This is a genomic window from Tatumella sp. JGM94 (genome assembly GCF_018257595.1).
In the GTDB taxonomy this organism is placed as follows: domain Bacteria; phylum Pseudomonadota; class Gammaproteobacteria; order Enterobacterales; family Enterobacteriaceae; genus Tatumella; species Tatumella punctata.
The window spans coordinates 97,703-118,769 of record NZ_JAERJN010000004.1; the positions used below are offsets into that span (position 1 = coordinate 97,703).

Annotated in this window: 20 protein-coding genes; 6 read left to right on the forward strand and 14 right to left on the reverse strand. The window is 50.7% G+C overall.

Annotated features, from left to right (window positions below; translation table 11 throughout):
• Window positions 1-87 precede the first annotated feature (87 nt).
• From JK216_RS04450 to dnaA, 8 genes are all read right to left on the reverse strand, one after another.
• Entirely contained in the window at window positions 88-300 is a 213-nt protein-coding gene (locus tag JK216_RS04450) for a YdgH/BhsA/McbA-like domain containing protein (protein ID WP_212707327.1), read from the reverse strand.
• Between the two features lie 144 nt (window positions 301-444).
• Window positions 445-657, reverse strand: a complete 213-nt coding sequence (locus JK216_RS04455) for a YdgH/BhsA/McbA-like domain containing protein (RefSeq protein ID WP_212711386.1) — start codon at window positions 655-657, stop codon at window positions 445-447.
• A gap of 174 nt (window positions 658-831) precedes the next feature.
• On the reverse strand, window positions 832-1,044 hold the full coding sequence (locus JK216_RS04460) for a YdgH/BhsA/McbA-like domain containing protein (RefSeq protein WP_212711387.1): 213 nt from the start codon (window positions 1,042-1,044) through the stop codon (window positions 832-834).
• Between the two features lie 261 nt (window positions 1,045-1,305).
• Window positions 1,306-2,121: a sugar-phosphatase gene (gene yidA, locus JK216_RS04465; RefSeq protein WP_212707324.1), complete on the reverse strand. Its 816-nt coding sequence runs from the start codon at window positions 2,119-2,121 to the stop codon at window positions 1,306-1,308.
• Between the two features lie 209 nt (window positions 2,122-2,330).
• A complete protein-coding gene (gene gyrB / locus JK216_RS04470) occupies window positions 2,331-4,739 on the reverse strand; it encodes a DNA topoisomerase (ATP-hydrolyzing) subunit B (RefSeq protein WP_212707323.1) in 2,409 nt (802 codons plus the stop codon).
• 18 nt (window positions 4,740-4,757) lie between these two features.
• Window positions 4,758-5,843: a DNA replication/repair protein RecF gene (gene recF, locus JK216_RS04475; protein ID WP_212711388.1), complete on the reverse strand. Its 1,086-nt coding sequence runs from the start codon at window positions 5,841-5,843 to the stop codon at window positions 4,758-4,760.
• Between the two features lie 91 nt (window positions 5,844-5,934).
• Window positions 5,935-7,035 (reverse strand): DNA polymerase III subunit beta, encoded by a 1,101-nt coding sequence (dnaN, locus tag JK216_RS04480; protein WP_212707321.1) that lies wholly within the window; start codon window positions 7,033-7,035, stop codon window positions 5,935-5,937.
• Between the two features lie 4 nt (window positions 7,036-7,039).
• Window positions 7,040-8,452 (reverse strand): chromosomal replication initiator protein DnaA, encoded by a 1,413-nt coding sequence (gene dnaA, locus JK216_RS04485; RefSeq protein WP_212707320.1) that lies wholly within the window; start codon window positions 8,450-8,452, stop codon window positions 7,040-7,042.
• A 609-nt stretch (window positions 8,453-9,061) separates the two neighbouring features.
• Here dnaA and rpmH point away from each other — a divergent pair.
• The 6 genes from rpmH (at window position 9,062) to JK216_RS04515 (ending at window position 14,056) form a co-directional block, all read left to right on the forward strand.
• On the forward strand, window positions 9,062-9,202 hold the full coding sequence (gene rpmH / locus JK216_RS04490) for a 50S ribosomal protein L34 (protein WP_000831330.1): 141 nt from the start codon (window positions 9,062-9,064) through the stop codon (window positions 9,200-9,202).
• 14 nt (window positions 9,203-9,216) lie between these two features.
• The gene (gene rnpA, locus JK216_RS04495; RefSeq protein WP_212707319.1) at window positions 9,217-9,576 is read left to right on the forward strand and encodes a ribonuclease P protein component; all 360 of its coding nucleotides are present in this window, start codon (window positions 9,217-9,219) and stop codon (window positions 9,574-9,576) included.
• Window positions 9,540-9,797: a membrane protein insertion efficiency factor YidD gene (yidD, locus tag JK216_RS04500; RefSeq protein WP_212707318.1), complete on the forward strand. Its 258-nt coding sequence runs from the start codon at window positions 9,540-9,542 to the stop codon at window positions 9,795-9,797. Before rnpA ends, yidD begins: the two co-directional genes overlap by 37 nt.
• A gap of 2 nt (window positions 9,798-9,799) precedes the next feature.
• Entirely contained in the window at window positions 9,800-11,443 is a 1,644-nt protein-coding gene (yidC, locus tag JK216_RS04505; RefSeq protein ID WP_212711389.1) for a membrane protein insertase YidC, read from the forward strand.
• 105 nt (window positions 11,444-11,548) lie between these two features.
• Window positions 11,549-12,913 (forward strand): tRNA uridine-5-carboxymethylaminomethyl(34) synthesis GTPase MnmE, encoded by a 1,365-nt coding sequence (gene mnmE, locus JK216_RS04510; RefSeq protein ID WP_212707316.1) that lies wholly within the window; start codon window positions 11,549-11,551, stop codon window positions 12,911-12,913.
• Window positions 12,914-13,177: 264 nt separating this feature from the next.
• A complete protein-coding gene (locus JK216_RS04515) occupies window positions 13,178-14,056 on the forward strand; it encodes a GntR family transcriptional regulator (protein WP_212711390.1) in 879 nt (292 codons plus the stop codon).
• A gap of 52 nt (window positions 14,057-14,108) precedes the next feature.
• Here JK216_RS04515 and JK216_RS04520 read toward each other — a convergent pair whose 3' ends face one another.
• The 6 genes from JK216_RS04520 to JK216_RS04545 form a co-directional block, all read right to left on the reverse strand.
• Window positions 14,109-15,059: an SPFH domain-containing protein gene (locus JK216_RS04520; RefSeq protein ID WP_212707314.1), complete on the reverse strand. Its 951-nt coding sequence runs from the start codon at window positions 15,057-15,059 to the stop codon at window positions 14,109-14,111.
• A 31-nt stretch (window positions 15,060-15,090) separates the two neighbouring features.
• The gene (locus JK216_RS04525) at window positions 15,091-15,531 is read right to left on the reverse strand and encodes an NfeD family protein (RefSeq protein WP_212707313.1); all 441 of its coding nucleotides are present in this window, start codon (window positions 15,529-15,531) and stop codon (window positions 15,091-15,093) included.
• A 219-nt stretch (window positions 15,532-15,750) separates the two neighbouring features.
• Window positions 15,751-17,850 (reverse strand): peptidase domain-containing ABC transporter, encoded by a 2,100-nt coding sequence (locus JK216_RS04530; RefSeq protein WP_212711391.1) that lies wholly within the window; start codon window positions 17,848-17,850, stop codon window positions 15,751-15,753.
• Window positions 17,850-19,136, reverse strand: a complete 1,287-nt coding sequence (locus JK216_RS04535) for an HlyD family secretion protein (RefSeq protein WP_212707311.1) — start codon at window positions 19,134-19,136, stop codon at window positions 17,850-17,852. The genes JK216_RS04530 and JK216_RS04535 overlap by 1 nt, the downstream gene beginning before the upstream one ends.
• A 117-nt stretch (window positions 19,137-19,253) precedes the next feature.
• Entirely contained in the window at window positions 19,254-19,478 is a 225-nt protein-coding gene (locus JK216_RS04540; protein WP_212707310.1) for a hypothetical protein, read from the reverse strand.
• Between the two features lie 381 nt (window positions 19,479-19,859).
• Window positions 19,860-21,050: an MFS transporter gene (locus JK216_RS04545; RefSeq protein ID WP_212711411.1), complete on the reverse strand. Its 1,191-nt coding sequence runs from the start codon at window positions 21,048-21,050 to the stop codon at window positions 19,860-19,862.
• Window positions 21,051-21,067 lie beyond the last annotated feature (17 nt).

Here is a 21,067-nt window from a genome sequence, read left to right on the forward strand (position 1 = left end):
CCGACAGTGCCAGCATAAGCGGGACAGATAAACAACAAAAGCTGCCCTGAGGCAGCTTTCCGGTAATGAACTCAATAACAAATGCGGTTATTTATTTAACTCGGCTGTCATATAGACGCCATTATCATCACGGGCGCTGGTGATAGAGTAAGAGGAGGCACCCGCAGCTTTTGCCTGCGCTGCAATATGGGCTTCAGCACTGTCCAGGGTACTGCCCGAGGCAGACACTGATTCGGCAAACGCACCAAATGACAGGGCAGATAATATCGCAGCAGCAACTAATGCAGTCATCGTTTTCATGGTCAAAATCCTTGTTTATGGTTTGTTACGCAGGGTACACATTGTCCCGGGTTAACCCGTGGCGCGCGTCTTATCGCGGCAGATCTGTTTTATTTTCTGAGGAGGTTACCGGTCAGGAAATACAGCGCCAGCAAGACAGGACGGTTATTTATTCAGTTCAGCAGTCATGTAGACGCCATTATCATCACGGGCGCTGGTGATAGAGTAAGACGAGGCTCCCGCGGCTTTTGCCTGCGCTGCAATATGGGCTTCAGCACTGTCCAGGGTACTGCCGGTGGCAGACACTGATTCAGCAAACGCACCAAATGACAGGGCAGATAACATCGCAGCAGTAAATAATGCAGTCATAGTTTTCATGGTCAAAATCCTTCTTTATGGTTGTTACGCAGAACAGCTGTCGTTCTGATAGTGCATATAGTAACCATTGTTATTATTAGCCTATTAACTGAAAGTGCGATCTACATCACATTTAATCGGTTATTTTTGCGATTACTTTCAGTGACCGGCCAATCGGCATCGGTAAGATACCGCTTATTTATTCAGTTCCGCCGTCATATAGACACCATTCGCCTGACGGGCACTGGTAATGATGTAAGAAGAGGCTCCTGCCGCTTTCGCCTGCGCAGCAATATTCGCTTCAGTACTGTCCAGAGTACTGCCACTGGCTGATACAGGAATAGCAAAAGCCCCGAACGACAGGGCAGATAATGCTACGGCAGCAACAAGCGTAGTAATGGTTTTCATAACGGATACCTGATAAATGTTTAAAAAATGTCATTTGTTTTGACGGGATAATGATAACAATAGTTATTATTAGCTTGTTAACAAATGATGCGGTAAATACCGTTTCATTAACAGGTACCGCCGTCTTCTGCTAAAGACTATTTAACTTATGGGTAATACTGGTCGGGAAAAATGGCGGGGAAGATTTACCGGCTGAGTGTTTCTAAACCAGGGGGGAAAAAGAACCGATGACAGGCCGCAGATACGGCCTGTGTACAGGGTTCAGTCAGATAATGCCCACTGTTCAATCGCACGGGCAACACCATCTTCAGCATTCGACGACGTCTGATAACGGGCCTGCTGTTTTACTGAATCAATAGCATTGCCCATCGCTACCCCGCAGCCGGCGTAAGCAATCATCGCCAGATCATTTTCATGATCACCAATCGCCATCACTTCATCTGCAGAAAAACCTGACAGCTCAGCAAGTTTGCGTACCGCTGCACCTTTATTTACCTGATTGTTGAGGATCTCCAGGTAGAATGGTGCACTTTTCAGAATGGTATACTCTTTCCTCACTTCCGGAGGTAACCGGCAGATGGCAGCGTCCAGTAATTCAGGCTCATCGATCATCATCAGTTTCGGAAAACGTAATGACGGATCCATATCCGCTGCAGCGCGATAACGCAGTGGTATTCCGGTCAGAGATACCTCATGGATAGTGTATTTACTGATATCCTGGTTCGGGGTGTACAGATGGGTTTTATCCAGCGCCTGGAAATGTACCCCAAACTCCCGTGCCAGTTGTTCAAATTTCAGATAGTCCGCATGACCCAGGGTAACTTCAGCAACGCAACTGCCATCTTCAGCACGTTGTACTAATGCACCGTTATAACTGATACAAAACTGGCCGGGTTTATCCAGGCCCAGCTCAGTAATATAGCGTTGCATGCCGATATGCGGCCGGCCGGATGCCAGGACAACAATAATCCCCTGCTGCTGTGCTCGTGCGATTGCTGATTTCACCGCAGGGGTAATTTTATGCTCCGGATCCAGCAGTGTGCCGTCCATATCGAGTGCTATCAGTTTTATTGCCATAATATCCTCATCAGTTGCCAAATATCGTCTGATGCTATCTTGTTTAGCCTGAGCCTGACAGTATTAACCTGCCAGTACTCCACAGGGATCACAGGACGCCGCTGTATTTCCGCAGTTTTAGTTCAGCAATAGTCATCATTGCCCGGCACTACTGACCAAAAAAAACCCCCTTTGTTACCAAAGAGGGTTATTGAGCAATCCCGTCGGGATCAGATATCGATATTCGCAGCCTTCAGTGCGTTTTCTTCAATAAAGGCTCTGCGTGGCTCAACAGCATCCCCCATCAGGGTGGTAAACAGCTGATCTGCAGCAATGGCATCTTTTATGGTCACCCGCAACATACGGCGGCTGTCCGGATCCATAGTGGTTTCCCACAGCTGTTCCGGGTTCATTTCACCCAGCCCTTTATAGCGCTGTACCGACAAACCACGACGCGATTCTTTTACAAGCCATTCAACAGCCTGCTCAAAACTCGCCACTGGCTGACGACGTTCACCACGTTCAATAAAGGCATCTTCTTCGATCAGTCCGCGTAATTTCTCACCCAGCGCATTGATCTTCTGATACTCAGGGCCATCAATAAACTCAGCATCCAGCGCATAATCCGTATCGACACCATGTGTCCGGATACGTAACACCGGCTCAAAACGCTGATGCTCACGATTTTCACGGATCAATCCGCAATAGCTGCTGCCATGAACCTCACGCTCAGTCAGGTCACTCACCAGCCCGTCCAGCCATTGCTGAACCTCTGCCTGATCAGTTAAATCTTTTAACTCAGGACGATAAATCAGACGCTGTAACAGCGCGACCGGATAACGGCGGGACATACGTTTGATCATTTTCCCGGTACTGTTAAACATCGCAACCAGCTCTTCCAGGGAAGCACCACTCAGCGCAGGAGCACTGGCATTGGTATGCAGGGTCGCACCATCCAGCGCAATGGCTATCTGATACTGGTCCATCGCATCATCATCTTTGATGTACTGTTCCTGCTTACCTTTCTTCACCTTATATAACGGCGGTTGTGCAATAAACACATGACCGCGTTCAATGATCTCAGGCATCTGACGGTAGAAGAATGTCAGCAACAGGGTACGGATATGTGAACCATCAACATCCGCATCCGTCATGATAATGATGCTGTGATAACGTAATTTATCCGGATTATATTCATCGCGGCCAATACCACAGCCGAGGGCGGTGATCAGGGTCGCAACTTCCTGAGAAGAAAGCATTTTGTCAAAACGCGCTTTCTCCACATTCAGGATTTTACCTTTCAATGGCAAAATCGCCTGGTTCTTACGGTTACGTCCCTGCTTCGCAGAACCGCCCGCCGAGTCCCCTTCCACCAGGTAGACTTCGGAGAACGCAGGGTCACGTTCCTGACAATCAGCCAGTTTGCCGGGCAAGCCAGCCAGGTCCAGAGCACCCTTACGGCGTGTCATTTCACGGGCACGGCGTGCTGCTTCACGGGCACGGGCCGCATCAATAATTTTACCGACGACAATTTTCGCATCTGACGGGTTTTCCAGCAGATATTCTGCCAGTAACTCATTCATCTGCGACTCAACCGCCGATTTAACTTCCGAAGAGACCAGCTTGTCTTTGGTCTGTGACGAGAACTTAGGATCCGGAACCTTAACAGAAACCACAGCTATCAGACCTTCACGGGCATCGTCACCCGTGGCACTGACTTTCGCCTTTTTACTGTAACCTTCTTTATCCATGTAGGCATTCAGGGTACGGGTCATGGAGGCACGGAAACCAGCCAGGTGCGTACCGCCATCCCGCTGGGGAATGTTATTGGTAAAACAGTAAATATTTTCCTGGAAACCATCATTCCACTGTAATGCGACTTCCACACCAATACCGTCTTTTTCGGTACTGAAGTAAAAAACATTCGGGTGGATAGGTGTTTTATTTTTATTCAGATATTCCACAAAGGCTTTAATACCACCTTCGTAGTGATAATGATCGCTCTTGTCAGAACGTTTATCGATCAGCCGGATAGAAACTCCGGAGTTAAGGAACGATAACTCACGCAGACGTTTGGCCAGGATGTCGTATTCAAAGTCGGTGACATTGGTGAAAGTCTGGTGGCTTGCCCAGAAACGAACCGACGTCCCGGTGCTGTCCGTTTCGCCGATAACGGCCAGAGGTGCGCCCGGGACACCGTGCAGATAGGTTTGCTGATGAACTTTACCATCACGACGAATGGTCAGTTCCAGTTTTTCCGATAAGGCGTTAACCACAGAAACGCCGACACCATGCAAACCGCCGGAGACTTTATAGGAGTTATCGTCAAATTTCCCCCCGGCATGCAGTACCGTCATAATGACTTCGGCAGCCGATACCCCTTCTTCAGGGTGAATACCGGTCGGAATACCGCGCCCGTCATCCTGAACAGAAACCGAGTTATCTGCATGAATAGTAACTATAATTTCTTTACAATGGCCCGCGAGTGCTTCGTCGATGGCGTTGTCCACAACCTCGAATACCATGTGATGCAAACCGGTGCCGTCATCCGTATCACCGATGTACATACCGGGGCGTTTGCGTACCGCATCAAGCCCTTTCAGGACTTTGATACTTGAGGAGTCATAAGAATTCGACATCAACGTTTCTCGCTCATTTTAATCTTCAGGTTGAACTGCTATTTTACCTTTTTCTACGCTGAACATCTTGCCCTTTTCATCATTCATGTCGATTACGTGGTCAACACTAATGGCGCTGACAAAAACCTGCGCTTTTGTCGATTTCAGGCGACTTGCCAGCAGATGACGACGCTGGTCATCAAGCTCCGAAGCAAAATCATCGATCAGGTAAATACAACGTCGTCCGCTTTGACGTGTCAGGTACTCTCCCTGCGCCAGGCGCAGGGCACACATTAATAATTTCAGCTGGCCGCGGGACAGCAAGTCTTCCACCGGTGTGCCCGCAGCACGGATACGAAAATCCGCTTTATGCGGGCCGCTGGCCGTATAGGTCAGGGCCCGGTCACGTTCAAAATTACGTTCCAGTAATTCTGCATAATCCGTCTCTTTGTCCCAGCCACGCTGATAGGAAAAACTCAGCTCATATTCCGGCAAAAATTGCTGACAGGTGGCTTTAATCTCACGGGTAATTTCATCGCTATAAGCCTGTCGCCACTCACTGATTTGCTGTGTCACCGGGGCCAGTTCCTGATCCCACGGCCGTAGCTGGCGATAGCTGGTCACCTGACGCAGTGCTGCATTACGCTGTTTTATCAGCCGCCGCAGATCACTCCATGCGCTGTAAAACCCCGGGTAGTTATGAAAACAGCCCCAGTCAATATAGGCCCGCCGAAACTTAGGGCCACCGGTTAACAGGGTAAAACCCTCCGGGGTAATTAACTGCATTGGCAATAACTGGGCCAGTTCAGCCACCTTGTGTCCGTCGCTGCCATCGACCCGGACTTTACTCTCTCCGGCGCGGTCTTTACTGAGCCCGATACTGTGCTGATGATTTGCATCGTCAATCCGCCCATGCAGTACAAACGAAGGCTGGTCATGGCGGATCACACGTCCGGTCTGAATACTACGAAATGCCCGTCCATGGCCCAGAGTATAGATAGCTTCCAGTACACTGGTTTTTCCGCTGCCATTAGGGCCGATCAGGAAGTTAACCCCTTCAGAGAGGCAGAGATCAGCCTGAGCGATATTGCGGAAATCTTTAATTATCAGGCGGGTAAGAGCCATAAATTCGTCCGGGGGCGAGAAAAACGTATTCAGGAAAGCCGTTTCCCTGCAGCAGATGGCGGCAGGGAAAACAAAAGATCAGAATGGCAGGCTACAGACGCATCGGCATAACCACATAAGCGGCATGCTGGCTGGCGACATCTTCAATTTGCACACTGGAAACCGAGTCAGTCAGCAGCAGCCTGACATTTTCACATTTCAGGGCATTGAGTACATCCAGCACATAGCTGACATTAAAACCAATTTCCAGCTCACTGCCCTGGTAACTGACATCCAGGATCTCTTCGGCTTCTTCCTGTTCCGGGTTATTTGCCGTAATACGCAGCTGATTTTCCGTAATAAACAGCCGGACACCTCTGAATTTCTCATTCGACAGGATAGCCGCACGGGCAAATGCCTGCCGCAGCAGATCACAACCGGCTTCCAGTGTTTTATCCGGATTTTTTGGCAGCACACGGCGGTAATCCGGGAAGCGTCCGTCCACCAGTTTGGAGGTAAAAATAAAGTCACCGACATGGGCTCGGATGTTACTGCTGCCAATTTGCAACTGTAACGGCGTGTCGCCGCCATCCAGCAATCGGACCAGTTCAACCACCCCTTTACGCGGTACAATCACCGAGTGATCGGGCAAAGACTGGCCCACCGGCATGGCACACACCGCAAGGCGGTGGCCATCGGTAGAGACAGTACGCAATTCCTCTCCGGCAGTTTCAAACAGCATACCGTTCAGATAATAGCGTACATCCTGGTGCGCCATCGAAAACTGGGTGGCTTCAATCAGTCGTTTCAGTGTCGCCTGTGGCAGAGTAAATTCCACCTCACTTTGCCAGTCATCGAGATTTGGAAAATCCGTCGCCGGCAAGGTCGATAATGAGAAACGGCTGCGTCCTGAACGTACCAGCATTCTGTCGTTTTCCAGAATAACGTGGATTTCAGCACCTTCCGGCAGGCCGCGACAGATGTCCAGAAACTTACGTGCCGGCACAGTCGTTTCACCAGCCTCATGAGGCTGGCTAAGAGCAACACGGGCTACCATCTCCATTTCGAGATCGGTACCGGTCAGAGACAACGCGCCATCGGTAACCTGCAACAACAGGTTGCCGAGAATAGGTAATGTCGGACGTCCCCCCAGGGGGCCGCTCACTTGTTGTAATGGTTTGAGCAACTGCTCTCTTTCTACAATAAATTTCATAGCGTCAGGAAGATAATGTTCTGATTAAATTGGAGAAATCTTCTTTTATATCGTGACTTTCTTCACGCAACTGCTCAATCTTACGGCAGGCATGCAACACTGTCGTATGGTCGCGGCCGCCGAAAGCATCACCGATTTCGGGCAGACTATGGTTGGTCAGTTCTTTTGCCATCGCCATTGCCATCTGCCGGGGTCTGGCCACCGAGCGTGAACGTCGTTTAGACAACAGATCAGCGACTTTAATTTTATAGTATTCTGCGACTGTTTTCTGAATATTATCGATAGTGACCAGTTTTTCCTGTAAAGCCAGTAAATCGCGCAGCGCTTCCCGGACAAAGTCGATGGTGATTGCCCGGCCGGTAAAATTGGCATTCGCAATCACACGGTTTAATGCCCCTTCCAGCTCACGGACGTTTGACCGTAAGCGTTTGGCAATAAAGAAAGCCACTTCCCCCGGCAGACGGATTTTATTCTCGTCCGCTTTTTTCATCAGGATGGCGACCCTGGTTTCCAGTTCAGGCGGCTCTATCGCCACTGTCAGGCCCCAGCCAAACCGTGATTTCAGACGATCTTCAACCCCGTTAATTTCTTTCGGGTAACGATCTGATGTCAGGATAATCTGCTGGTTACCTTCCAGAAGTGCATTAAAGGTATGGAAAAACTCTTCCTGGGAACGCTCTTTATTTGCAAAAAACTGGATATCATCAATTAACAGTGCATCAACCGAGCGATAATAGCGTTTAAACTCTTCTATCGCATTGTTCTGCAATGCTTTTACCATATCCTGAACAAAGCGTTCAGAATGCATATACACAATTTTTGCATTCGGTTTCCGGGCAATAATGCCGTTCCCCACCGCATGCAACAGGTGCGTTTTACCTAATCCCGTCCCGCCATATAAAAATAGCGGGTTATAAGCACCGCCCGGATTATCTGCGACCTGACGCGCGGCAGCACGGGCAAGCTGGTTCGATTTACCTTCGACAAAATTATCAAAATTATGCCGGCTGTTAACATTCGAACGATAAGCCACTTCTACCGGCGCGGGCACATTGTCCCAGCTCGGACGACCGTTATTCGGACTAACGGGCGGACGAGCTGGCGGAACAGGCTGTGAAATATGCGGCGGTGCAACAGTACTCACTGCAGGTGCTGCCGCAGGTGCCGCCGCAGGTCTGGCACCCACTTCAAAACGTAGCTGTGGAATGTCAGCACCACAAAACTCATTCAGCAAGGCATTAATACTATTGATGTATTTATCACGCACCCAGTCGAGTACAAAGCGGTTTGGTGCGTACAGAGCCAGAGTATTGTCGTTTAATTCAGCCTGCAGCGGGCGGATCCACATACTGAATTCAGTGGCAGGTAATTCATCCTGCAAACGGGTAAGGCACTGTTGCCAAAGCGTAAGTGACACGGCGGACTCCACTGGTACAAAAATAAGACAAGAAACGGTGCTAATCTTTTGAAAACACTAATTATTGATACAGACGGAGAAATCGCCTGCTGCAACGATCTGCAAATCATTCTCGCCGGAAGACCCTGAAGGATCATCAGCGGAACGACGGATCATAGCGCAAAGCGGACAAGAGATCCTCCTTTTCTACACTGATTTTACCCATTTTATCCACAGGATTTCAGAATGACAGCGATGAGGTCACGCTCTGTACTCCCGGGTGCCGGAAATCTATTACAGATCTCATCTTTTCACTGGCGTGACTTCCTTACCGCCACTTTTTTTCTGCCGATCACCAGATGATCCGGAAGGATCCTTGCTCTTTATAAGGAAGCCCGTATAATTCTCAGCCTGTTTGTCCGCCAGTCTCCGGACTCCGGGGATTGTGACCAGGCAAACAGGCCGTTACCCGGTATAAAGGTGGCATTATTAGCCGAAGTAAATTGACTCAGGACTGTACAGTTATTACAATCCCGCCTCTTTAATTAAAATACACTGAGGCGTCGGTCGGTTTACTGACTCTGCTACGCGTCACCAAGTGAACATTCTCAAGTTTAGGTAGAAATCGCCATGAAACGCACTTTTCAACCGTCTGTACTGAAGCGCAACCGTTCTCACGGCTTCCGTGCTCGTATGGCTACTAAAAATGGTCGTCAGGTTCTGGCACGTCGTCGTGCTAAAGGCCGTGCTCGTCTGACCGTTTCTAAGTAATAAAGCGAACCCTGGTGGGTAAGCTCGCATTTCCCAGGGAGTTACGTTTGTTAACTCCCAATCATTTCACTTTCGTCTTCCAGCAGCCACAACGAGCTGGCACGCCGCAATTGACTATTCTCGGCCGCCAGAATTCGCTGGGGCATCCCCGCATCGGTCTTACTGTCGCTAAGAAACACGTAAAACGCGCCCATGAACGTAACCGGATTAAACGTTTAACCCGGGAAAGTTTTCGTTTGCGCCAGCACGAGCTTCCGGCGATGGATTTTGTCATCGTTGCAAAAAAAGGGATTGCCGACCTGGATAACCATACTTTGACGGAAGTGTTGGAGAAACTATGGCGTCGTCATTGTCGCCTGGCACGCGGCTCCTGATTGTTCTGATCCGCGTTTACCAACGGGCAATAAGTCCCCTGCTGGGGCCTCATTGCCGTTTCAATCCAACCTGTTCCCATTACGGGATCGAAGCCTTACGTCGTTTCGGGGTGATAAAAGGGTGTTGGTTGACGGTGAAACGCGTATTAAAATGCCATCCGTTACACGCGGGTGGTGACGATCCTGTGCCGCCAAAAAACACTGATACCAGAGAAAACTAACGATGGATTCGCAACGCAATCTTTTTTTCATCGCTTTTCTGTTCGTGTCTTTTATGATCTGGCAAGCCTGGCAGACGGACCACAATCCACAGCCACAGCAAACCCGGACCACTCAGAATACGAACAATACCGCAAGCGATGCCGCAAACCAGGGCGTTCCGGCCAGTGGTCAGGGCAAAACGATTACTGTTAAAACAGACGTCTTGTCTGTTGAAATTAATACCCGTGGCGGTGATGTAGAGCAGGCCCAGTTACTCACTTACCCGAAAACGCTCGGGTCAACCCAGCCTTTCCAGCTGCTGGAAACCTCACCTGACTTTATGTACCAGGCGCAAAGTGGTTTAACCGGCCGTAACGGTCCGGATAACCCTGCCAATGGTGCCCGCCCGCTGTATACCACCACTCAGGACAGCTACCAGATGGCTGACGGTCAGACCGAACTTCGTGTTCCCCTGACCTGGACCGGTGAGAACGGTGTGGTATACACCAAGACGTTTGTCTTCAAACGGGGTGGTTATGCGGTTGATGTTGACTACCATATTGATAACAGCTCGGCACAGCCGCTGGAAGTTTCAATGTTTGGCCAGCTGAAGCAGACAATCACCCTGCCTAAAGCCCGCGATACCGGCAGCAATAACTTTGCACTACATACTTTCCGTGGTGCGGCCTACTCCACCAGCAATGAAAAGTATGAAAAATATAAATTTGATACTATTGCTGATAATGAGAACCTGAATACCAGTACCGATAATGGCTGGGTGGCTATGCTGCAGCAGTATTTCGCTACCGCATGGGTTCCGCGGACATCTGGCAGCAACACCCTGTATACCAGTAATCTGGGTAACGGTCTGGCGGCTATCGGTTACAAATCATCGCCGGTCACTATTGCCGCCGGTGCACAACAGGACCTGAATGCGACCCTGTGGGTTGGCCCGGAAATTCAGGATCAGATGGCTGCCGTTTCCCCGCACCTCGACTTAACCGTGGATTATGGCTGGTTGTGGTTTATCTCTCAGCCACTGTTTAAGCTGCTGAAATTTATCCACAGCTTTATCGGTAACTGGGGCTTCTCAATTATCGTTATCACCTTTATTGTCCGCGGTATCATGTACCCGCTGACTCGTGCGCAATACACCTCAATGGCGAAAATGCGCATGCTGCAACCAAAAATCCAGGCAATGCGTGAGCGTCTGGGTGAAGATAAGCAGCGTATGAGTCAGGAAATGATGGCGCTGTATAAAGAAGAAAAAGTGAACCCGCTCGGCGGCTGTCTGCCTCTGGTTATCCAGATGCCAATCTTCCTGGCCCTGTACTACATGCTGATGGGCTCGGTTGAATTGCGTCAGGCTCCGTTTATCCTGTGGATCCACGACCTGTCAGTACAGGACCCGTACTACATCCTGCCGGTACTGATGGGTGTAACCATGTTCTTCATTCAGAAGATGTCTCCGACCACGGTGACCGACCCAATGCAGCAGAAGATTATGACCTTTATGCCGGTCATCTTTACCGTCTTCTTCCTGTGGTTCCCGTCAGGTCTGGTGCTGTACTATATCGTCAGTAACCTGGTCACGATTATTCAGCAGCAGCTGATTTATCGCGGCCTGGAAAAACGCGGATTACACAGCCGTAAGAAAAAAGCCTGATAACCTGTCACGCCAGCCACCGGCGGCGTGATCATTAACGGCACTCAGGATATGATAAGGCGGTCTTCTGACCGCCTTTTTTTATTGGTAAAAGAGAGAACAGCTATGAGCCACAGCGATACTATCGTCGCCCAGGCAACGCCTCCTGGCCGCGGCGGAGTCGGTATATTACGTATTTCGGGGCCGAAAGCCGCAGAAGTTGCACAACAGATTTTAGGCAAACTGCCCAAAGCACGTTATGCCGACTACCTGCCCTTTATGGACGCCAATGGCACTGTACTGGATCAGGGGATTGCTCTGTGGTTCCCCGGCCCGAACTCTTTTACCGGAGAAGATGTACTCGAGTTACAGGGGCATGGCGGCCCGGTGATCCTCGACCTGTTACTGAAACGGGTTATTGCCTTACCGGGACTGCGGATTGCGAGGCCGGGCGAATTTTCGGAACGCGCATTTCTCAATGATAAACTGGACCTTGCCCAGGCCGAAGCGATTGCCGATTTAATTGATGCCAGTTCAGAGCAGGCCGCACGTTCTGCCGTTAACTCATTGCAGGGTGTTTTCTCTCAGCGGGTCAGCCATCTGGTGGAGGCCCTGACTCATCTGCGTATTTACGTCGAGGCTGCCATCGACTTCCCTGACGAAGAGATTGATTTCCTGTCGGACGGAAAAATTGAGGCGCAGCTTAATCAGGTTATGCAGGATCTGGAAAACGTCCGTACCGAAGCGCGGCAAGGCAGCTTATTGCGCGAAGGAATGAAGGTGGTGATTGCCGGGCGGCCAAATGCCGGAAAATCCAGTCTGCTCAATGCACTGGCGGGAAGAGAAGCCGCTATCGTCACGGATATCGCCGGTACTACCCGTGATGTCCTGCGCGAACATATTCATATTGATGGCATGCCGTTGCATATCATTGATACTGCCGGGTTACGTGAATCCAGTGACGAAGTGGAGCGGATAGGGATTGAGCGCGCATGGCAGGAAATCTCCGCCGCCGACCATGTATTGTTTATGGTCGATGGCACCACCACCCGCGCCACAGACCCGCAGCAAATCTGGCCGGACTTTATCGCGCGGCTGCCACCCGCCCTGCCGGTAACCGTTATCCGTAATAAGGCTGATGTGACCAGTGAGGCTCTCGGGGCAGAACAACAAGGGGATAATACCGTGATCCGCCTGTCGGCGCGCACCGGCGCAGGTATTGATCTGCTGCGCGAACATCTGAAACAGAGTATGGGCTTTTCCGGAAATATTGAAGGCGGGTTTATCGCCAGACGCCGCCACCTGGAAGCACTGGAAGCTGCCAGCAGTCACCTGCTTCAGGGCCAGTACCAGTTACTCGGTGCCCGGGCCGGCGAACTGCTGGCAGAAGAATTACGTCTTGCGCAGCAGTCACTCAGCGAAATTACCGGAGAGTTCACCGCCGATGATCTGCTGGGACGTATTTTCTCCAGCTTCTGTATCGGCAAATAAAACAGCAAAACGCATCGGTTCAGAACACACCTGTGATATCACAGTTCTGACTGCGCTTCCGCCCTGCCTGCATCGCAAATATCTCCCGGGGGGGTTCCCCCCGGTGTCCGGTATACCGATTAAAGGGGCCTCTGCCCCGACAGAACCAGCCTGCTCTGACCATAACCTGACATACGACGGGTAAACCCGTAGTATAAGTGTTTATCTGTGCCCCTCCGGACGGTCCGGACGGTCCGGAGAGAACGTGACATGAGTATTCCGTAAATGAGTAAGCTGACCCCTCTGCAAACAAAAGTCGCCGGACAGATCCTTGAGTCGATCGCCTGCGGAGATTTCCCGCCAGGCAGCCACATAAAAGAGATCGAACTGGCGCAGCATTTCGGTGTGTCCCGATCACCGATCCGCGGGGCTCTGTTTTATCTGGCCGGTCAACAGATCCTGACGGCAGAGAAACACTGTGGCTTTACTGTAGCAACGGCCTGTAGTGAGGCTTTGCAGAACACGCTGGCCGGACTGCGGGTTGCAGAAGACGATCTCTACCGTCTTATTATTGACGACCATCTGAATCAGACACTGCCCGGGCAAATAAATGAGAGTGACCTGCTGCGCCGTTATCAGTGCAGCAAGAGTATCCTGCGGCGCTGCCTGCAGCGCCTGACAGAAGAAGGAATTATACAGCGAAAACATGGTCATGGCTGGGTGATGATGCCGACGCTGGCAAGCGCAGAGCAGCGGCTGGAAAGTTACCGGTTTCGTATGCTACTGGAACCGGCAGCCCTGATGGAACCCGGATTTTGTGTGGTTCCAGAGCAGCTCCGGCAATGCCGTGATAATCAGCTGGCACTGCTCAATGGCGTACCGGACAGTCAACATTTTATTGAAAGTAATGCACGGTTCCATGAATTACTGGCCGCCTGGTCAGGCAACCGTTTTATCCTGCATAGCATTCAGCAGCAAAACCGTCTGCGGCGTCTGACAGAGACACATACTATTAATAATCTCCGGCGGGTCAAAGTGTCCTGTCAGGAGCATTTAGCAATACTGGATGCCCTGGCAGAGGGTGATAATCAACAGGCTTCGGCCCTGTTATATCGTCATCTGCAGGTCGCCAGTCAGCTGGGAGTGGCCCGCCGTAAATCCTGACCGGCAAGTAGCTCAGCCACCTTACTCGTTGCTTAGCGGCCGGGAAAACAGATTACCCCTGAGTGCGTGGTGATTTAACCGACGCACCGGCTTCCGCACCCACCGACATCAGTGCACCTGCATTCAGCAGCCCGCCAACGGCCTGAGCAAGATCGGCTGGCATGGCGATAACTTTAGCATTATCACTTTTTGATAACTCACTCAGGGTCTGTACATAGTTATTAGCCAGCTGAAATGACATCGCCTGATGTCCGCCGCTGGCATTCAGTGCAGCCGCTAGCTGGTCGGTGGCTTTCTTCTGACCGCTGGCGAGGGTTTCTATCGCTTCCGCTTCACGCCGGGAGGCCTCCAGTCTGGCTTCCGCATCCAGGATCATCGCCTGTTTTTTCCCTTCAGCTTCACGGATCGCCGCATTCTTGTTCCCCTCAGCACGGGTTTCAGTCGCTTTACGTTCCCGTTCTGCTGCTGCCTGTTGCTCCATCGATTTACGCATAGAATCAGAGGGCGTGATATCCTGAATATCCACCGTTCTCAGGATCAGCCCCCAGTCATTCATCTGCTCTTCCATGTTGGCCCGCAGGGTAATCGCCAACTGGTCACGGTTAGACAGGGTATCATCCAGGTTCATCCCCCCGACAGCATTACGAATAGTGGTCATCACCAGATTCTGTACCGCCGCACTATAGCTATCCACGCCGTAAGCCGCCTTGTTAGGATCGGCTATCCGGACAAAGCAAATCGCATTGACCCCGACAGTAGCATTGTCTTTGGTGATCCCTTCAATACCTTTCACCTCAAACATCTGGTCTTTGGCCGACATTTTATAAGCCACCACATCAATAAACGGGATTAAAATATTCAGTCCCGGATTGAGGGTACTGTGATATTTCCCCAGTCGCTCGACAATCCACTGGTCAGCCTGCGGAACAATACGCACACATTTAAAAAACGTCACTGCCAGTAACACAATTACTAAGCCTAACGCCATCAGTCCCGGTGACATAAGGTCTCCTCCTTAAAGGTGAACAGAACAATTATACAAGGTCAACTTTCACTACACCGTCACCCGCCATCGCAATCACTTTTACCCGTGTCTGCCTGGGTAACGCCCTGTCGCTGATACAAGGCCACTCCTGACGTCCCTGTACCGGTTTACTCAGCAACAAAATACCCTGCTGTCCCGGGGTCAGCGCGCAGGCCAGTATACCTTGCTGACCGGTCAGTGGTTCAGCGAGCCAGGGCTCAGGTTTACTGCGTATCCAGCGCACCCATACCCAGGCACAGAGAACCGACGCCACTATCCAGACCAGCAACTGCCCTGCCACCGGGAAGTCCGGCAGAAAAAGGACCAGCATGGCCGGAATCAGGGCAGCAATAGCCATCCACAGGCCGAAAAAGGTGGTGGTAAATATCTCAACCAGCGCAAAAATAGCAGCAATCGCGATCCAGAACCAAAACACTCCGCTAATTTCCATCGGTGCTCCTTTGTCCGATCAGTACTGCCGGTTAATTTCCCCTGAAATACTCATCATGTTACCGGCAGCCATCATTGTGGCTGAAATTCAGACAGAATACAGAACCAATAGCATATTATGAAAAATTAAAACACCCGCCAGCAGTACGGGATAGCCAGTCTCCGGGGCTGAGGGAAAGACACTGTCGTCAGAGACGACAGTGTCAGGTGTACCGGCCGGTCAGCGTAATTCGATGACCCGGTCGGCAGAGGCAATAGTTGAAGGGCGGTGGGCAATAAAAATTCGGGTAATTTTAAGCTGGCTGATGGCGGCATTAACCCTGGCTTCATTATCCAGATCCAGATGACTGGTGGCTTCATCCAGGAACAGAATCGCGGGACGACGATAGAGCGCGCGGGCAATCAGCAGCCGCTGTTTTTGCCCTCCGGATAAACTGCCGCCCAGTTCAGAAACCAGTGTTTCGTAACCCATCGGCATCTGCATAATCTCGTCATGAATATGACTGTTTCTGGCGCAGTCAGTCACCCACTGCATATCTTTTTGTTCACTGAATCCGGAAATATTTTCGGCGATCGACCCGGCAAACAATTTATCTTCCTGCAACACACAGGCAATCCCCTGCCGGTAGTTATTAATTCCTGCCCCGGCAATATCAATGCCGTTACACAGGATCGAACCACTGTCCGGGGCTAACAGGCCACTCATCACCTTCATTAAGGTGGTTTTCCCGGCCCCTGAAGGCCCGGTAATGGCCACACTTTCCCCCGCATCGACCCGTATATTTATGTCCGAAAAGATTGGCCGGCTGAGTTTGTCATACTGATAACTCAGGTCGCGAACCTGTAAACCGGCTGCTTTATCCGGCTGACAGAGACTTCTGGCGGGCTGAAATGCTTCCGGCTCATGCAATACAATATCGGCAATCCTGTCGTTATGCAGTGCCAGCATACGCAGTTGTAATAGCATATCGATCAGCGATGACGCCCGTTCTGAGAACTGACCACGGTAAGCATTAAAAGCTACGAACATGCCGACTGTCATATTGCCGTCAATCACCATTGAAGCTCCCAGCCACAGAATGACGACCTGATCGACCGTCGAGATCAGCGAGTTAACCCCGCCAAACAACATATCCAGCCGGCTCATACGGATCCCGGCATTGGTGGTATCAATATTCAGGTTAAGCCAGTACTGGGAACGGGTGCCTGACAGGCCCAGCACCTTCAGGGTGCTGATACCGTACAAGGTTTCCATAAAATGAGAACTGGCACGGGCTCCTTTCACAATATGCTCTTCCTGCGCCTGGCGGTAGCGCTGGTAAGTCGTTAAGCGCAGCAGCATATACAACAGGGTGAACCCCAGCACGACAAAAATCAGCCAGCCACCATACAGATACATCATCACCAGCACGCTGACAGAAACAATAATATCAATAATGCCGTTCACCAGGCTGCTGGTCAGGGTACCGCGGATAGTATCCAGTGACGCAAAACGGGACTGAATATCACCGGCTTTGCGTTTTTCAAAATAGACCAGCGGCAGGCGGAGCAGATGATCCATCAGGCCGGTTTTCCACTGAATATCAATCAGTGACTGCATCACCAGTGATGTCCAGGAACGCAGCATACTGATAAAAGTGCGGAACAGAATAAAGGTCAGCAGTCCCAGACAAATCAGGCTCAGCAGATCATGGTCACGGGCAATCAGCACATGGTCCATAACCAGCTGGGTACCGACCGGAATAAGAATGTTAACCGCCTCAACGACCAGCGACAGACAAAAGATTTTAATCAGAAAGCCCGGCAGGCCTGATATATTCCGCATCATTGACCACAGGCTGAGGCGGGAGCGGGCTTTCAGCGGGATAAACTCGTTATCCGGCCAGATTTCGAGGGCAATACCCGAGAAGTGTTGTGACATTTCACGCATCCCAATAATCCGGCGACCAAGGGCCGGATCATGGATAATAAACCGTGAACGCCGGACTGCGACCAGTACCACAAAATGGTTCATATCCCAGTGCAGCAGACAGGGCCTTTTCAGCTGATTTATTTCATCCAGATCCAGGGACAAAGGGCGTGTCTTCATCGCCAGTTGCCCGGCGATATGAATCAGGGTGGTCAGTGTCGCCCCATGAGATGAAACACCGAAACGGCGACGCAGGTTTAGCAGGTCAATATCCATCCCGAAATAACGGCATACCATCGTCAGGCAGGCCAGCCCGCATTCCGCGGCTTCGGTCTGTAAGATGGCGGGCACCCGCCGCCACAGGCTAAAGTTAACCCGACGGCTTATCTGTTCAAAAAAAGAGGCATTCATCAGACCGGCCCTCCGAGGCTACGCCGGATATCGTAATAAGGCGACAGGATCCATTGGTATAAGGGCCGGCGTTCCAGAAACAGGGTGGCCTGAGCCTTCATACCATTTGACCAGTTCATTGATTCTCCACGGAACCTGAAGCTGTCGGCCGCCAGTTCAATAATCGTTTTATAGTAAGCCTGGCCTGCACCATTATTCACCGCAGGTGCAATGCTGCTGTACATCATCAGCTCTTTCGCACTGGCGGGGATCCGTGATACAGATTTAATCCTGCCAGGAAACTGACCAAATTTCTGGAAAGGATAAGCGTCATAGCGCAGGTTAACCGCATCTCCCGGGGACACATAAGGCACACTGCTGTCCGGCAGCCACAACACCAGCAAAAACTGTGGACGCCCTCCCGGCATCAGTTGTGCCAGGCTATCGCCGGCGGCCACCATCTGCCCGGCCGTATACACCATATTTTCGATATTACCCTCTTCAGGCGCGGTAATAATCAGCGTACCACTGGCATTCACCTCAGCCAGCTCCCGCTGTAACTCACTGCGTTTTAACGCATATTCTGCTGCTTTATTATCAAAGTCGGCTGACTGGGTAGCAATCTCAGTCTCCAGACTGATAACCTGCAGCCCTTCCTGGATCAGCTGAGTATTCAGGCTTTGCCACGAGGATTGCTGCTGATAAAACAGATAACGCTGATTATTAAACTGCTCTTTATTAATCAGACCTTTACGTAAGTAATCGTCATAATTACCCATGCTTTTCTGCATATCCTGTAGCCCGCGTCCGGCACTGCTGATCAATTCCTGTGACTTTTTATAGGCCTGCCGGTATTGGGCCAGTTGCTGTTGCAGGCTGTTTAATGACGATTGTTTATTTTGTTCTGTTTTTTCAATGATCTGTTCTATCAGAGTCAGCTGATAATTAATGGCTTCTGCCCCGCGAGCACTGACATTACCGCTACTGGTGGTACGGCTGACATCAATCTCATACAGAGGCTCACCTTTGTTAACCCGTTGCCCGGTCTGCAGAAATGTCCTGGTCACCACGCCCTGCTGCGGCGCATATATAGTGATTGCCTGTTGCAGGGAAATAATTTCCCCGTCAACGTTAATTCGCCGGGTATATTGTCCGAAGATAATACCGGCCATAATTATTAAAAAGAACAACCCGGATAAAATAGCGACCAGCCATGAGGGACAGGACGAAATTAACAATGCCTTCCCCAGCCATTGATTTTTAATATTATCCAGCGCTTCCTTTCTGAAAATAGATTTACCTTCCATGACAGATAACCATGTAAATTGCTATGTATAATTAACCACCAGGATAAACATCCGTTATTCACCCTTTGGAAATATGAAAAGGTGTCGCGCAAGGCGACACCTTTTATTCAGAGAGAATTATTTTTTATCAAAGAAAAATTTCACTGTCGATGAAAACGCACCATATACCGATTCAAATATCATGCCGATATTGTTACCGATAGCAGCAGCATTCGCGACAGAGTTTTTCATACCGATCAGTTTCATTGCGCCGCCGACCATAGAACCCAGCGAGCCCAGTGAACTGGCAAGAGTCCCGGCGCCAGAAACAGTCTGTACTTCAGTTTGTGTTAATTCTTTCATAAAAATTTCCTTTTTTTAATATTCCCGGTGTTGTAAGTAGCAATAATCCAGTCATCAGCCTGATATCCCGGTTATTGCTACCGGAACAAAATATACACTGCCCTCCCTGTTTTCAATATCATACATTTATCCGCCGGTCAGCCAATGCCTTCCGGTAATTAACAATAAATAGCCAGGTAATTTACTTTAAATAAAAAAACTCATCTGAAACAGGCAGAAAGAAAAAACAGGGTTGCCGGTAATTTCCGGAAACCGGGAAAATAACCGTGATCAGTAAAAATATAAAACCTGATTATCAGAAAGTTTCATTAATAAATTTCTTTTAATTGTATTAGTTGCGCTGCGGACAGACCCTGATTGCCGGTCTGTCCGCTGGCGGGGTTAGCCGATAGCACCCAGCGCATCATCCTGGCCCTGGTGGCGCGGTAGCAGAAACAGGGTTGCCACAATATCCAGCACATAAATCAATGCCAGCAGCGTAATCGCAGCACTGAATGACCACTCTGAAGCCAGCATCCCTGTTACCAGCGGGCCAAACCCGCCGACGCCCCGTCCAAGGTTAAACAGAACATTCTGGGCAGTGGCCCGCGAGGCGACCGGAAAAGTATCGGAAATTAATGCACCGTAACCGCCTATCATACCATTCACAAACAACCCCATAACCGCGCCGGCCACCAGCATCAGGGACGGGTCGGTCAGCCGGGCATAGACAATCACCATCACCACCGCACCCAGCTGGTAAAGAATAAAGATTTTCCAGCGGGAAAAACGGTCAGCCAGCATACCGAACAGCCCAATCCCCAGGGTCATACCTGCCACCGTCACGGCGGTCCATAACCCCGATTTGGTCAGGCTGAAACCGAACGATGAAGACAAATAGCTGGGCATCCAAATCATCAGTCCGTAATAACCGAAATTCTGTACCGAGCATAAAATAAAAATCCCCAGGCTGGCTTTTGCCGTGGCACGATCTTTTACCAGCAATCTGAGGCGGGACATAAATGAACGCTGTTGTTCTTTCTTTGGCTGACGAATAAACGATTCCGGTTCGCTCAGCCCGTGACGGATGGCAAACGAAAACAGCGCCGGGACCAGCCCCACCAGAAACATGCCACGCCAGCCAATCACTGTCAGCAACAGTGGCGTAATTACTGCCGCCAGCAGCACCCCGGCCTGCCAGCCAATACCTACCCAGGCAGAGGCCCTGTTACGCTTGCTGGCCGGCCAGACTTCGGCAATCAGCGCCATCCCTATACCAAACTCTCCCCCCAGACCGACCCCGGCCAGGGTCCGGTAAATCAGCAGGTCATGGTAGCCGCGGGCCGTCGCACAGAGTCCGGTAAATACCGAGAACATTAAAATTGTCAGGGTTAATACCCTGACCCGGCCAAACCGGTCACTCAGGTGACCGAAAATAATTCCGCCGGCTACGGCGCCAATCAGCGTCCAGGTAACCAGTGAGCCCGCCTGTGAGTGGTCCAGTGATAAGGAGACACTGATAGCCGGTAACATAAATCCGAGGATTAACAGATCGAATCCATCCATAGCATAGCCGCTGACAGCAGCCAGCATGGCTTTTGCCGGGGTTA